General features: G+C 58.8%; 12 protein-coding genes. All 12 read right to left on the bottom strand.

The window, feature by feature from the left end; translation table 11 throughout:
* Positions 1-5: 5 nt before the first annotated feature.
* Positions 6-1,127, bottom strand: coding sequence for a glycosyltransferase family protein (locus DSM104635_RS00985; RefSeq protein WP_158764397.1), 1,122 nt, complete (start codon positions 1,125-1,127; stop codon positions 6-8).
* Positions 1,124-1,789: a YdcF family protein gene (locus DSM104635_RS00990; protein WP_158764398.1), complete on the bottom strand. Its 666-nt coding sequence runs from the start codon at positions 1,787-1,789 to the stop codon at positions 1,124-1,126. The genes DSM104635_RS00985 and DSM104635_RS00990 overlap by 4 nt, the downstream gene beginning before the upstream one ends.
* A gap of 271 nt (positions 1,790-2,060) precedes the next feature.
* Positions 2,061-3,821 carry a carbamoyltransferase family protein gene (locus tag DSM104635_RS00995; protein WP_267129062.1) on the bottom strand — a complete coding sequence of 587 codons (1,761 nt, stop codon included), beginning with the start codon at positions 3,819-3,821 and terminating at the stop codon, positions 2,061-2,063.
* The gene (locus DSM104635_RS01000) at positions 3,811-4,602 is read right to left on the bottom strand and encodes a glycosyltransferase family 2 protein (protein ID WP_158764400.1); all 792 of its coding nucleotides are present in this window, start codon (positions 4,600-4,602) and stop codon (positions 3,811-3,813) included. The genes DSM104635_RS00995 and DSM104635_RS01000 overlap by 11 nt, the downstream gene beginning before the upstream one ends.
* Complete coding sequence (locus DSM104635_RS01005) at positions 4,602-5,747, bottom strand: glycosyltransferase (RefSeq protein WP_158764401.1); 1,146 nt, start codon at positions 5,745-5,747, stop codon at positions 4,602-4,604. The genes DSM104635_RS01000 and DSM104635_RS01005 overlap by 1 nt, the downstream gene beginning before the upstream one ends.
* Entirely contained in the window at positions 5,744-6,802 is a 1,059-nt protein-coding gene (locus tag DSM104635_RS01010; RefSeq protein ID WP_228445789.1) for a DUF8712 domain-containing protein, read from the bottom strand. Before DSM104635_RS01010 ends, DSM104635_RS01005 begins: the two co-directional genes overlap by 4 nt.
* 424 nt (positions 6,803-7,226) lie before the next feature.
* Positions 7,227-8,405: a glycosyltransferase family 4 protein gene (locus DSM104635_RS01015; protein WP_158764403.1), complete on the bottom strand. Its 1,179-nt coding sequence runs from the start codon at positions 8,403-8,405 to the stop codon at positions 7,227-7,229.
* Positions 8,402-9,493, bottom strand: coding sequence for a glycosyltransferase family 4 protein (locus tag DSM104635_RS01020; protein WP_158764404.1), 1,092 nt, complete (start codon positions 9,491-9,493; stop codon positions 8,402-8,404). The genes DSM104635_RS01015 and DSM104635_RS01020 overlap by 4 nt, the downstream gene beginning before the upstream one ends.
* Positions 9,494-9,552: 59 nt before the next feature.
* On the bottom strand, positions 9,553-10,929 hold the full coding sequence (locus DSM104635_RS01025) for a glycosyltransferase (protein ID WP_158764405.1): 1,377 nt from the start codon (positions 10,927-10,929) through the stop codon (positions 9,553-9,555).
* Positions 10,916-11,356, bottom strand: coding sequence for a glycosyltransferase family protein (locus tag DSM104635_RS01030; protein ID WP_158764406.1), 441 nt, complete (start codon positions 11,354-11,356; stop codon positions 10,916-10,918). The genes DSM104635_RS01025 and DSM104635_RS01030 overlap by 14 nt, the downstream gene beginning before the upstream one ends.
* Before the next feature lie 879 nt (positions 11,357-12,235).
* On the bottom strand, positions 12,236-12,889 hold the full coding sequence (locus tag DSM104635_RS01035; RefSeq protein WP_158764407.1) for an FkbM family methyltransferase: 654 nt from the start codon (positions 12,887-12,889) through the stop codon (positions 12,236-12,238).
* Positions 12,890-13,056: 167 nt separating this feature from the next.
* On the bottom strand, positions 13,057-14,514 hold the full coding sequence (locus tag DSM104635_RS01040) for an oligosaccharide flippase family protein (protein WP_158764408.1): 1,458 nt from the start codon (positions 14,512-14,514) through the stop codon (positions 13,057-13,059).
* Between the last annotated feature and the right edge of the window lie 16 nt (positions 14,515-14,530).

Raw genomic sequence — 14,530 nt, forward strand, 5'->3', positions numbered from 1 at the left:
CCCGCCTAAGACACGGTTATGGCCCGGCTTTGCTCCAGGCTTGCGAGCACCCGCTCAACACCCGAGACGTCGTTGCTTCGTATGGAGTGATGGCGTCCATCCACCGACACGAGGACATGAAGGTCGGACTCCTCGGGGCCCACGTAAAGGCAGGGCCGCCCGCTTGCGACGCAACCATAGATTTTTGAAGGGATCACATAGCCCCAAAACGAGTCGCCGAGCAAAATCAGATGCGCGTCCGCCGCGAGAAGTACGCCGGCGAGCGCTTCGACCGGCGCGGGCTGAGTGTGGTGCACCGGGAGCTTGTGCGCGTCACAGAACGCCTTGAGCGGCGCGACGCCGGTTCCAGTGGCATTGAGCCAAAGACGTACGCGGTTGGAGCCCGTGTGCACATGCAGGCGATAAGCTTCGGCAAACGTGCGCCAATCGTGCGCCACGCCCAGGTTTCCGGAATAGAGAAGGACGATGTCTTTCGCTTCGAAAGGTCGCTCCGCCGGGATGGTCCGAGAAGAGAAAGTGACGGGCGAGCCGTCGCGTACGATGGCAACGCGGCTTAGGTCGACCCCGCTCTCAACAAGGCGCACTTTCTGGCAATCACTCAGAGCTTCGATGCGATCGGCGCGGCGTCGCAACGCGTGGAAGACGCGAGCCAAGGGTTTAAGCCAATGGGCCTTGCCTGACGCGATCGCAGTCTCCGGATAAAAATCAGTGATGCGGTAGGTGATGCGATGACTTCGAATGAACATCGCCCGTAGCAGCACGAGATACGAGAGAAACGGCGGCGAGCCCGTGACTTTGATTTCGCACGCGCCTTTGCCTCGCGTCGCCTTCCCCATGGCGGCGATGAGCGCGAAATTGGCGCTGAGCGCCCAGAACGCGCGCTCCAACAGGTTTTTCTTGTTAGGGGTTGCGCGCGCGATGCGCACGACGGTGAGTTCGCCCTCCCCACAGTTCTCGAAAGAACGTTCACTGGCGCGGCCCAAACCGATCAACGTGACTTTGCGTCCCGCCGCTGCAGCGCGTTGCGCTTCGGCCAATTGATACTGGCCTACAGCGCCAAATTCCGGCGGAATCCAATCGCAGACGATGATGAGAGGGAGAAGCTCGGGCGCGACTGGTGTCGTCATGCGCACGCTTCAGCGCCGTTCGGTCCTGGAAGGAGATCGCCCGTCTTCCCCGTCAACCAATAGATCAAAAGACCGAGATATTCCTTGGCCGCCAGATCGAGTTTGTGAAGGCGGTCAGAGACGCTGAAAGACAAAAGCCTGCTGCGTTCATCGACCTGCCAATCCGTCGGCGCGGCGATCACGTCCAGGCCCGCTTTGCGAAATGTTCCCACGGCGCGCGGCATGTGGAAGGCCGATGTCACCAGTAACCAGCGGCCGCGGGCACGGCCCGCGTGCGTGGCCGCTAGGAGAGCGTTCTCCGCCGTGGTTCGCGACGCTGTCTCCAGAACTAGCCGCTCGCGAGATACGCCAAGCTCGCCGAGCAAATCCGCCGTCGCCTCCGCTTCGCTTCTAACGCCTTGGCGCGCAAAGGTCTGACCTCCTGACACCAGCATAAGCGCTTGCGGGTGGGCTCTCGCGAGCGCTGCGGCGAGGCGGATGCGGTCAGCTCCGTCCTGGAGGTCCTCCTCTATGCGACCATCGACGCTGACCGAGCCCATCGATCCGCCAAGCAGCAAGATGCCCGCAATGTCGCGTGGCTCCGAAGCAGGGCAGCTCGCCAGCGGCGGGAAACGCCGCTCAAGCGTGCGCAAGCTTGCGTCACCAATGGGAAAAACGATCACGGTCGCTATCACGACGGCGGCGGTCGACGCGACGCGCTTTCCGAACAAAGCGGTGCGCCTAAAACGTTCCAACGCTAAGCCCGCTAAAGCGATTAAGAATAGAAGGTTCGTTGGAGACAGTGCGAGCCAGGCAATCTTCGACCCGAGGAAGAGTAGATTCATCGCAGCGCGCTATTGGGTGACCACGAGCGAGGGCTCGCCGCGGTCGCTGACTTCGAAAATGCGGAATCGCTGGGTACAAAGCGAAACCAATATCGCCGCTGCATAATGCTCACGTCACAAGCGCGGCACTGACGGCGTGGGTCCGCTCGACAAAGTGTTCGCCTATCACCAGCACATCCATCTGTGTGCGCAAGAAGCAATCAAGCGCCTCTTCTGGACGGCAGACGACAGGCTCATTTTCGTTGAAACTCGTATTGAGCACTATCGGCACGCCCGTGATTTCATGGAAGGCGTCGATCAATTTGGCGTAACGCGGGTTGGTGTCGCGGTTGACGCTCTGGAGTCGCCCTGAACCGTCAACATGGGTGACCGCGGGAAGTTGGGCGCGCTTCTCCTCGCGAATCTGGAACACCTGCATCATGAACGGCACCGCGTCGTCTTCCTCAAACCACGCGCCGACGTATTCGGCGAGGACCGAGGGCGCGAAGGGTCGAAAGCTTTCTCGCCGCTTGATCTTGGCGTTGAGAATTTGCTTCATATCGCCCCTGCGCGGATCACACACGATCGAGCGGTTTCCGAGGGCGCGAGGGCCCCATTCCATTCTGCCTTGAAACCAGCCAACCACTTTCCCGACCGCTACTGCCTCTGCGGTGCGGCGACATAGTGCTTCCTCGTCAACAAGCCTTGCGACGGTGCAGCCAGCGGCGTCCAACTCCGCTTGTTTGCTCTGAAGGAGCGCCGCGCAGGTGGCGTCGCCAAAGGCCGGCCCCCAATAGGCATGATCCATGACAAAATGGCGGGCGCCGCCCTGTTCGTGCCAGACCGCGAACGCCGCGCCGATCGCGCCGCCAGCGTCACCTGGCGCCGCATGAACGTAGACACGTTTGAATGGGGTTTGACGGCGCACCTTGCCGTTGGCGACCGAGTTATTGGCGCAGCCTCCGGCAAGCACAAGATCAGTGATGCCGGACTCGTTCTGCGCGGCGGCGATAAGGTGAAAGAACGCCTCTTCATAGAGCGCTTGGGTTGAGCGGGCCAGATCACGATGCCGTTGCATGAGCGGGTCGTCGGGCTTGCGGCGCGGGCCGAGCAAGGCCTCCAGTTCCTCGGCGAATAGATCGCCAAAGACGGGTGACCCGTTCTCCCATTGGTAGGGCACGTACTCTTTGTGATGCCTGAAGTACTTTAGGTTAAGCGCGAAGCGTCCCTTGTCTTTCAAGACGAGCATGTCACGCACTCGGTCCACATACCGGGGCTGGCCGTAGGGCGCCAGGCCCATCACCTTGTACTCATCGCCGTAGTGCGCAAATCCCAAAAACTGCGTCATCGCTTGATAGAAGATGCCCAGCGAGTGCGGGAAATAAATTCTGTCGTTTATGTCTATCTCGACGCCGCGCCCGATGCCCCAGGCGGCGCTGGCAAAGTCGCCAAATCCATCAACCGAGATGGCCACTGCTTGCTCAAACGGCGAGACATGGAATGCCGAAGAGAGGTGCGCGAGGTGATGTTCGACCGCGTGCGTCTGCCCTTTGAAGTGTTGACCGGGATAGATTTCCTCCAAGAGTTGGGCCGCACTTGCTCGTTTCTTGCGCGTCGACAGGCGATCGATCACCATCGCCATGCTTGGTCGTTGCCGCAGCAGGAACTCCGCGCGACGCCAGTTGTTGGCGCTGCTGTCTTGATTGACAGCGAGATGAGAGATGTCGCCAAGCGATGCGCCTGCCTCTTGTAGGCACCACTTTATCGCCTCCGACGGAAAGCCAGCCCAGTGCTTAATCCGGCGAAAGCGTTCCTCTTCAGCTGCAGCTATGAGCTTGCCATCGGAGACAAGGCAGGCGGCGGCATCAGCGTGAAAGGCGTTAAGGCCCAAGATTAGCATCTGTACTCCTCCGTCGCAGCCGTCGATCTTGATACGCGATGACGATTAGCCCCTCTGCAACCATTCGCTGCAGCGCGTAGAGCCACCCACTCGGCCCCTCAAAAAGTCCGCCTCGCAGAACCAGACAGTGGAGTCCGATCAGTAAGGGCGAAATGGGCAAGCTGGTTCTCAGCCACGCCTTCAAACCGCTGCTGCGCACTTCCAGCTTTTCGGCCTCTAGTTGGGCGTAGCGACCTTGAGACCGAAACCATTGCGCGAGCGGCTTTCTATCATCGTGAATGAGGGCGATCGGGGCTCGCGCTACGCGCCCCTCAATCTCGACGCGCTGGGTGTGACCATCTTGGACGTAGGTCGCGCGCATCCGTCGATAGAGAACTGTGACCGGGGGATAAATGCCGGAGCGAAGAACGCGTCCGAACACGGCGTAGCGAAACGGAAATGAAACTCCCACGACCTCCGCAGCGTCTAATTGTGCGATCCACTCTGTTACCGCAAGTGGCACAACGTAGTCAGCATCGAGCGCCAGAATCCAATCGGTAGAAATCCCAGTTTCTTCGACGGCAAAGCGCCACTGCGTGGAGTGATTGTCAAACGATCGCGTAAAGAGTTTTACGTTTGAGAAGGCGGCAGCGACACGCTGCGTGTCGTCTTCGCTTTCGCTGTCAACTACAACGACCTGCTTCGCCCAGCGCAAGTGCGCCAAGCAACGGGCGATGTTACTCGTCTCGTTGTAGGTCAAGATCACGGGCGTGATGTCCGCCAAAGCAGGCATTAGTCGATCCGCACCGTGGCAGGAGGAACGCCGCCATGCTGCAGCCAGCGATATACGTCCAACATATCGGCGGCCACGCGATCCCATGAATAGTCGCGCGCCATCCAGGCTCGGCCGTTGGCGCCCATTGCTTGTAATTCTTGGCGTGGCTTTGCCATCGCGATATCGAGGGCCTCCACCAATGGAGCCACGCCGTGGTCGATCCACCATCCGCAATCGTGAGTCTCAATGCCAGGCCAAGGAGCGCCTTTCGTTGAAATGACGGACGTCCCTGCTACTAAAGCCTCAGCTATGGTCAGTCCGAAATTCTCCTTTCGCGTCGGCATCACAAACAGGTCTGCTTGACGGTAGGCGTCAAGCCGTTCCGAGCCGTACAATGGACCTTCAATCGACACGTTAGAGAGCTTCAGGCGAGCAGCCTGCGCCCGCAATTCATCCGCGTGCCCATTCTCGTCAACCCCGACAATTCTGAGCCGCCATGATGGTCGATACGCAGCTTGCCAAGCGTCCAGCAGGCAATCGAGACCCTTTATTGGGTGCAGCCGGCCAAGGTACAGCACCGTCCGATTTTCTGACGCGTTGCGTGTTTCTGCCAAAGCAGGGACGTCAACGCCGTTCCTTATGATGGCTACCGGTCGGCCGATCCCGAAGTGTCGCAAGTCTTGGAATTCGGCGTCCGAGGTGGCGTGATAGCACGCGGCATGACGGAAGAGTGGTCCCTGCAAGAGGTTCCAGAACAGGCTTTTTTTTGCCGACGAGAATGCGAGCGCCTCTTGGTTCAGCATGCCACGGGGAGAAATTATCAGGGGCCTGCTGTGTCTCTTCGTAACCCACCCCGAATAAATATTGGGTGCGAGCCAAAGGCCGTGATTGTGAATGATGTCCACGCGGCTCGCTTCATGGTCGAGCATTTCGAATAAGGCCCGCGACAAGCGAAGCTTGCGCAGAATGGGGACTTTGGCGAAGTCCTGTTTAAAGCGGAGGTCATCGGAAGAAGCTGGCGCGCTATCGGTTCTCTCTTGAACAGACAAGATTCTGGCGTCTGCTTCCTTCGATCTCAGTGCCTGGCAGAGTCGGGGTACCGAGTAGGACGGTCCGCCATAGCGCGGCGCAAGGCCAGCGATCACGTGCAGACACTTGATCACGGCCCGCGTCGTGACCGTGCGTGGTCGGCGGGTGGCGTTACTTGCCCCGCGGGTTTTCGCATCAACACAAACGGCTCTAAGCGCGGCCAAAGAATGACCGCGAACAGGGCGCTGCCGGCCCAACCCCAACCAAGCGCGCCGACAAGCTTTACGTTGCTCATTTCGAATTGTTGCACGGGCCACAGGAATGAAATCGTCAAGGCTAGCCCGAGCGCAGCGCCTCCCGAACGACTGAGGCGAACGAGTCCGAGAACGCCAACGCCATAAACAAGCCCCATGAAAAAGGCGGTGACGATTGCGCCGAACGCGCCAAAATCGATGTAGCTTTCACCGACATAGCCGATGGAGATCGAGGTGCCCGAGGAGTCCGATGCAAGCCGCCGACCTGTATACTGCATGGTGCGCACGCTGTCGGACGGGAGGGGGGGCTTGTCAGGAAACAAGAGCCTTGGTGTAAGAATGTTTTGAAACGCTTCGCCCCATAGCCCTCCGTTTTGATGCTCAATCCGTGCCGGCACGCTCCGAAGCGTTTCGGCGAGAAAATCGACATACGAAACGCGCGACAAGAGATCCAAAAAGCCATCAGACAGGTCTTGAGGTTTGATGCTCAGGATTGAGTCAGACAACGCGGCCGCCTGTTCATCCGGCGAGATCAGGATCACTTGTTGGCCGGTGCCAGCGTTCAGAATTTCACGATAATTGGGTTTGATGATCGTCCAGACCGTCCCCAGCAATAACAACGAAACGAAAGTGCCAATCAATAAGGGCCAAGAGCGACGCCAAGCATGACGGGCAAGAGAGATCAACGTGATGCCGGCCAGCGCCAGCACGGTTTTCCAATCGGAAAAGAAACTGAGGAAGCCGATCAGGATTTCAGCGCCGAAGACAGCGGCCAATGCAATACCGCCTCGCCTCGTATAGAACCAATGGCCGATAAGCAGAACGATAGGCGCGAGTCGGAGAGCGCCAATGGCGGAGATGAGTTGCGCCAGTCCGCCGCCGAAATAGGGCCCGGCCACTTGGCTGACAAGCAACAGGGGGAGATAGATCAGCACGAGCCCGCGGGGCGCGAACCGAGTGAAGTCTGATCCGCTCAGCGCAACGTTAGGGACAAATACGCGCGCGCCCAAGGAGAGCGCGGCGATTGCGGCCAACGCGAGATAAATAGCGGCGTTCGTTTGCGGCGTAACCACGAACAAGCTCAAACCGGTGATCCAGCGGGACGTTGGTTCTTCGAGAGAAATACCGATTAGGTTCGCGAGCCAGATCTTAGAAGACGCCTGCAACCATTGGACCGAAAGCATGCAAGCTACAACGCTGCTGATCGCGTTGTTGAATGCGCCCCACCAGATTGCGCTGAGCGTTAGTCCCCCCGCCAGCGTGAGCAGGGGATTGCTTGTTGCGATGGACGCCAAAGCGAGCGCCAGACCCAAGATAACTGCGGGGTTCGATTTATTGGTCATGCCTCACACAGCAATGTCAGTTCTCGCGGTCGGCCGCATTTATGACATGGCGCCAACGCTCGGCGAAGCGGTTGATTTGGAATCGCTGCAGGGACGCGCGCGCGGCCTGCCCGTGACGTCTGGCCACCTCTGGGTCCTTTAGATAACTCGTCAACGCATTTGCCAAAGCCAGAGCAGTCTTCTCCGTGCACACGACGCCGTCGACGCCATTTTCGATCATTTCAGGTAGGCCGCCGCTCGGAAAAACGATCGACCCAACGCCCGCCTCTTTGGCCTCCATCACGACATTGCCGAGCGGTTCTTCAAACAGCGAGGGGCAGACATGGATCTGCCCAAACCTGAATAGTGAGGGCGTATCCTCGACATATCCCAAAAACACAACACGATCTCGAATCAAAGCTTCGCCGGCCACGCGCGCAGCTAACTCCCTTGCCCAAGCATCGCCTGCCCATTCAGACACACGACCGGCTATCAGTAGGCGAGCATTGAGGAATTCAGGCGCCACGTGACGGAACGCTTCAATGAGGACATCGACACCCTTATCGGCGATAAGTTGGCCAACATAGACAATAGAGAATGAATCAGGATGTTGAAGGTCAGCACCCGGGGAGAAACCATTGGATTTGGGGCGTCCCTGGGGCGGTTTGTTGTAGATGACCGACACGCGTTCTCTTTCGACGCCCGTGTTGATCAGTAGCTCCTCTATAAATCTGCTGATTGCTACGAAGCGCTGGGTTCGGCGCACAACGAAGGACCAAAGCCAACGAAACGGTGCACTGTGGCGTGTTGGGGCGTCGCCCGCGCGATATACCATCGGCGTGCGGGTGAGCGCCAAGCCGAACAGAAAGTTCAGCGCATATAAGCTATTGAAGGCGTAGATGTGGGATGGACGATATCGCGCAAAGACCCAAAAGAAGGCGATGTTGGCCAGTATGAACGCGATAGGGTTGCGGAATAGGAAATAGAACAAGCGGCCGGGCATTCGTTGTTCAATATACGGCACCCTACAAAAAGCGATGCCGCGCGATTCTAACGCGGACGGGATGTCTTTACTCCATGAACTGTCTCGAACGAGGCACAGTACATCGCAGCCCTGATCCTGAAGCGCTGCGAGCGCCTCGATGTTTCCGCGCTCTTGTCCAAAGAGTACGCCGCTGCCGAATAGGGCCAATATGCGCGGTGGTGGAGGGGTCATGATTGCGGGGCGTCTTTCCGGAGGACAGCGAGCGCTGCATCTTTGACGCCTGCAGCAGCGGCCTCCGGGCTATAAAGTGCTATTTTAGTCGCGATCGTTTCATGCGCAGGGGGCGCCCCCAAAATGTGCTGCAGTGCTGCGGACAATGCGTTGGGGCTTTTGACGGGTACAACGCGACCAGTAGTCCCATCTCCCGCAAGGTCCGGGGCACAGCCGCAGGCTTCTGTTACAATTATGGGCCGGGCACACGCCAATGCTTCGTTGGCGACCAAGCCCCACGTCTCTTCTCCAGAAGAAGGGAGGACGAGTACATCACTCGCGGCGTAGGCGGCAGGCATCTCGCTTTGGTTTTGGAAGCCAATGAAATGCGCGGGTACGCCCAACTGCTGTGCTTGCGCGCGCAGTTGACCTTCCTGCTCGCCCGATCCCGCGAACACCACATTAAGGTCGGCGCCTTGACTGCGAACTTGCGCAGCTGCGGAGACCAAGTCTTGCGGCCTCTTGAAAGCCAATAGTTTGCCTGCAAACAGGGCGACTGGCGTAAGGTTTGCGATGCCAAGTCGAGCCCGTAACGTGTTTCTGCTGTGTTGGGTCGCGCGTGAGGCGAAATAAAAATTATCCACGCAATGCGGTGAGAAGAATAGGCGTTGGACAGGGTAGTGATACCGCCGCCAATACGCGAGGTTGCGCTGTCCGACGTAAAGCGCCGCATCGAATAGGCGCAGCAACGGCGGGTAGGCGATCGATTTTACAGCGAGCGTGACCGCTGCGCGTGGCGTCTCAAGCTGACTGTCGCCACGCACGAGTATCGGAACGCCTCGTCGCTTGGCCGCCAAGATGCCTTGCCAGTAGCTTTTCAAGTTCCAGCCTGTAACCAACAGCGCATCGAAGTTGCCTTCTCGAAGGCGCGCGCCGATCCCTGGCGTATCGCAGCCTAGGAAGTGGTGCGTGCCGGGGTCGAGCGCAGCGTTGCGCAAGAACTCGTGTGCATAGCCGGTCAGTATATCCACGTCCCACTCAAAGGCCGTGCCGAACCCGGCCGCGGCTTGCTGTTGGGGCGTGGCCTTGTGCGCGAAATAGACAGTCATGTCCGTTGATCGCGCGAGTTCTCGAAACCAGGGCGCGTTATACTGGATAGGGTGCGATGTCAGGACAGCGAGGCGCATTGCGACGCGGTTGTCCCTTGGGCGATGCTTTCAAAAATTGCAGCGAAGCGCCCAGCGACCGCATGAGCGGTGTAGGCCTCGAACGCAGCGGGGTCGGATTTGCAAAAGCTTCTCGGCTCACAAGCTAGCCTAACCAAAGCCTCGGAAATCGGGTCGATGAGGTTTCGAATCGCCTCCGCATCCTCGAACCCTAACGACACGCCGCCGCCAGCTCTGGATAAGATGCTGTGTGAGCTTGAGGCTGCATGAAACACTGACAAGTAAGGTCGACCGGACATCAGGGCTGGATAGATTTTCGACGCCGTGTAGTGCGGCTCGTCGGACCCAAGCAGAATGACGCCGCGCGCCCCTGCCATGGTGGCCAATGCCTGCACGAACGAAAGTCTTCGTGGAAATTCTTCAACGACGAACGAAATACCTTTTCGCTCGGCTTGTTGTGCCACCTGATACACTGGCGGCTCCACTAGGCGCGCGTCGGTACCGTAAAAGCGGATCGCTAAACGCTGCGCAATAGCAGGGTTGGTTTTGGCCACTTGTGCGACTGCATCCAGAAACACGTCAAGCGTATTGGATAAACGTGGCCATACACTGCCAACGAACACAAGTTCAGCGCGTTCCGACCGATCAACTGTTGACGCGGTGGCGCTATGATGAGTTTGCGTTGCGTTGAAATCCTCAGGGTCGCCACCGATCGGTATTGCTGCCATTCGTTTGGGATTGATCCAGGGATATCGTGCCGCCATCTCCTGGTTCTGAATTTCAGATACCGATGTGACAAAAGCCGCGTGACGGAGCGCTTTGGGTTCGAGCATCACCGCCAATCGATGCGCAAGCCCGCCCTTTGATAGTTCTGGGAGTGTAGCCCCCCACGAAGAGACCCAAGGATCCTGAAAATCGAGAACAACGGGAAGCTGCAGATCGTGGCTAATCCATTTTGCGAGTAGCATCGGGTAATAAGGAGAACCAGTGATGAGCACTGCTCGCAGTGGTGTGGTCTGGGCGAGTTGCGACAAGGCCCGCTTAAAATGAAGGAATCCACGCAGGCCGATATCGCCAACCCCGATCAGTCTCGTGACACTGGCGGGCATTGCTCCCGTAGCAATCTGTTCGACCGTGTTGGGCACTAGCGCCGCCAAGTCGGGGTCCAGTCGCTCAGTGTATTGGGTCTCGTGCGCGCGGATTACGATCGGCCGCCAACCATGGGCGGGAAGGTGCTTTGCCAAGTGTCGCGCGCGGTGGACACCAGCCAGCGAGCAGGGTGGAAAGTGCGGAGAGACGATCGCGATCGTTCCGCTCAATGCCTTGTCTCCCAAGGCCGAGCGTTTGGTGTCGGGCAGTGAATTCTTAGCGCGATGCACGTGTTGTCGCCGTTATTCGTACGAACGCTGCGTCGACGCTGCGAAGAAGAGCACCCTGCTCTTCCTCCCAACAATATCGTCCTTGCCCCAGACGCCAAGCGTCTTCGCGGGCTGCCGCTAGGCGAACGGGGTTAAGGAGAAGGTCATCAAGCAATGTGGCGAGAGCGGCGGCATTGCCGGCGGGGAAAAGCGCCATCGCGTCACCTAACTCCGTTGCGATGGCTTGGTGCGAGGCGGTGCTTGACGCCAAAATTGGGAGTCCGCTGCAAAGATAGCTGAAAAGCTTGTTGCCCAGCGCAAGGCTGTTGTTGCGAGAGAAGCCCGTTTCTCCTGAAAACCCGATGTCGTATTGCGCGCCCAGGCGCTCCATCGCCAATGGTGTCTCAGGTGCAATCAGATGGAGTCGGTCGCCAACGCCTTGCTGCATGGCCAATGCTCGCAACCGCTTGTCAAAACCTGCAGCCGCTTTTCCCCGAACATAGAGATGCGGTGAACTCGACGTCAGGGCAATTGCTTGGATAGCTGTCTCAAGGCCGCGGCCGGGTCCCACGGTCTGCGAAAACCAATAGAGGCTCGGACCCGGCGTGGCCGATCCCTTAGGCGACCATTCGCCGGGAGCCCACGCGCGGGGAAAGGTGTTCAGCACCACGGTCGGTCGCGGGATTTGGTATGTCTGCGCGTATGCGTCAGCAATCATAGGCGCAGCGGCCGTTACGTAGGCGGCGCCCGGGAGATATCGGCTCTCAATACCCCGAATGATGAGCTTCTCGAACTCGTGTTTGGGATCGTCCGAGAGATCTCCCAGGTGAAAGTCCTCGGCGTCGAAGGCGTAGCGGGCGCCGTACCGTTGGGCGGCGCGCGCTGCAGCGGGCAACGCTGCTACGTAGTGAGCTATGTACAGATCCGCTGGAGTATTGAGCGCGGTTTTGAGTAGTCCAGTGGTTGCTGCCGCGTGCGCCGCTGCAATCGCGCGCTCGCCTCGATACCCCAGACGCACGAGTAGCCGCGCGCTATGTCGAGTAATCGCTTGCGCAAAGTAGAGCGAGGGCCTCGCTTCAAAGGGCCCGAACGGCACGGATGAGGCTCGCCAGCGAGGGTCGGCTAACAATGCATCATGCTCTCGAGCCCGAGGCACGGATAGGCCGTAGATGACGCGTACGTCGTAGCCGGCGTCGGTTAGCGCGTGGGCCTCCTTCACGAGACGCGGGTTGGTTGCCAAGTGACTCGGTGAGAGTATGCAAATGCGACCGATACTCATCCGCCGATTTTCCGCCCTAAGTCTCGGTGCCACATATTCAAGTGAGGCTTAATTGGCGCGCGGCTTTGCAAGGAGCGTCGGCGTGTGCACGCCCTCCAGCCAACTGGCACAATAGTCCAAGCTGACGAATAGACTGATGAGGTCTTCTGGCGAGTAACCGAAAGGTGCAGTGTTTTCTGCTGATGCCTCGCATAGGACGAGCGGTCTAAATTTTGCGATCGTTCCCCGTGCACCTTCGATTACAGATTTTTCGGCGCCCTCAACGTCAATTTTAATCACGTCTACTCGATCCAGCGAACGCTCCTCGGCCCAAGTATCAATTCGAATCGATCGAATTGAGCGGCCGGTCCTTCCTGCAGGGTCTATGCGATTGTGTCCGTGCTCTGCGGCCGGAACAAACGTGAGAACGCCGTCGACGTCAGACACGGCGCACTCGTGCACAGCTATATTAAGAAGATCGAATGACGAGATTGATTTTCTTAAAGCGCTTAAGGGACGCGGATCTATCTCAAAGCAATGAATCTGGCCGCTCGGTCCCACCGCGTCTAATGCCAGCATTGCGTAAACGCCGATATTCGCCCCTATATCTATGTAGGTTGCGCCCGGCGTCAGGGCGTCAAGAGCAGGTCGTATAGCTTCCGGGTCGAACTCGCCGGTCGCAAAGACCCCGCGGCCGATGCTGGAGCGCAAATCGACATACATTCGTCGACCGTTTTGAAGGCGCGCGATTACAGGAAACGGCCAGCGCGAGGCCGCTGCGCGCCCCAACGCCTGAACGCCAATCTTGCGCGCCGCGCGCCACAAAAGCGCCGGCAGGCTAGTGATTGAAGTTGGTTGCTTTGATGTAGTCACTTGGGCGGTGGATTGTACTAGCCGACGCTGCGCCGGGGAAACAATCGCGCCACCACGTTGCGTGCACCTGCGTCAAGCGGCAGCGCGTCGAGCATCGCCGCGGTGGCGCTAGGTGCACACAGCCGCAAGACGAAAAGATAGGTTGCAGCGAACATTACGCCGTGGCCGACAAGGCCCAGGGCGGCGAAATACCAAGCCGATGCCTGCGCCGATGACTGAGAGGGCAAGACAGCAAGCAGCAGGCAAGCGATCGACGTCGCCGCCAGGCAGGGTGCTGCAATGGCGATAAGTGCTGACACTGCAGTCGCCTGACCGCGCTGCGCCAAGTAGATCGACGCGCAAAGCGCCAATGCCTCACATCCAGTTAGCGTTGCCAAGTAAGCGGCGACACCGAACGGTAGGGCGATGGGGATGGCGGCTATCGCCAGTGACGCCGTCGCCACGTCGATGCTTAGGCAGTCGCGGGTTTGCAAATTCGCGAGCATGATTTGATTTAGCGTTGCGGAAACCCCGCGTATCGCGAGGAGAGCGCTCGCCATTGGGAGGAAGGGAATGACGCTTTCCCATCGCGCGCCGTAAAGTAGTTGCACGACGGCGCGCGCTTCATACGCAAGAAAGGCTGCAGCAGGAAGCGAAACCCATACCACGCCTTGGAGCAGTAGCGCGGAAAAGCGCTGAAATCTCTCCGACGATGCTTCCGCGCGCGTGAGCACCGGGTAGAGCGTTTGGGCAACAACGGGTCCGATGCGACCGCTACTGATACTGGCGAGCCCAATGGCGCGCGAAAACGTGCCAAGGGCGGCGAAGCCGAAAGCGCCGGAAAGTGCGGCGTGTTCGGCGAGAGCTCGTCCATTCGTCACCAAGCCAGAAACGGCGCGATTAATGCCGAAGCTCACGCCATGGGCATAGTCTCTTAGGCGAGAGAGCGCGAAATTCGGCCGTCGCTCGCCAAGCATAAAAAAATCCACCACCAGTGGAAGCGCAAAAAAATGGCCCATTGAGGCGAGAGCGAACACACCCCATCCCATCAAGGCGAGCACGACGCCGGCCATTCCAGACATGAAGGCGCCAACAAACAGCAAGATGCGCAAGCGCCGCCAACGATGATATGCTTGCAACCAGCTCATATGGTACGTGCAAGCGATCTCTAGAATGAAAATAAAAGACAGAAGAATAAGGACGCCACCCACGGTGGCTGCGTTGCCGTCACCGAAGAACAGGATGACCATCCCGACCAAGTTTGTCAGCGCAAACGCGACGAAGTTTAGGGCTGCTCCCGCTGTAAAATGCGCGTCCCAGTCGAATTCCTCAGGTTCACGCGCTTGCAGTGGATACTGCGCCAGCGTCTTCAGCGACGCGATTGCGACAAAGCCAAGGATCGTCTGCGCGAGCGCCGCCTGGCCATAAGTCAGCGGCGACAACAAGCGAACCATGACCAACATTGTAAGGAACTGAATGATGTCCCGGGCGAGCATGGATCCAGCTCCCCAC

It is taken from the genome of Terricaulis silvestris (assembly GCF_009792355.1).
Classification (GTDB): Bacteria; Pseudomonadota; Alphaproteobacteria; order Caulobacterales; family Aquidulcibacteraceae; genus Vitreimonas; species Vitreimonas silvestris.

Bases quoted from the DNA above. Each gene is read 5' to 3' on its own strand.
- DSM104635_RS01000 (WP_158764400.1), bottom strand. From the start codon at position 4,602: ATGCCTGCTTTGGCGGACATCACGCCCGTGATCTTGACCTACAACGAG.
- DSM104635_RS00985 (WP_158764397.1), bottom strand. From the start codon at position 1,127: ATGACGACACCAGTCGCGCCCGAGCTTCTCCCTCTCATCATCGTCTGC.
- DSM104635_RS01020 (WP_158764404.1), bottom strand. From the start codon at position 9,493: ATGACTGTCTATTTCGCGCACAAGGCCACGCCCCAACAGCAAGCCGCG.
- DSM104635_RS01040 (WP_158764408.1), bottom strand. From the start codon at position 14,514: ATGCTCGCCCGGGACATCATTCAGTTCCTTACAATGTTGGTCATGGTT.
- DSM104635_RS01035 (WP_158764407.1), bottom strand. From the start codon at position 12,889: ATGTATGTCGATTTGCGCTCCAGCATCGGCCGCGGGGTCTTTGCGACC.
- DSM104635_RS01015 (WP_158764403.1), bottom strand. From the start codon at position 8,405: ATGACCCCTCCACCACCGCGCATATTGGCCCTATTCGGCAGCGGCGTA.
- DSM104635_RS01030 (WP_158764406.1), bottom strand. From the start codon at position 11,356: ATGCAGCAAGGCGTTGGCGACCGACTCCATCTGATTGCACCTGAGACA.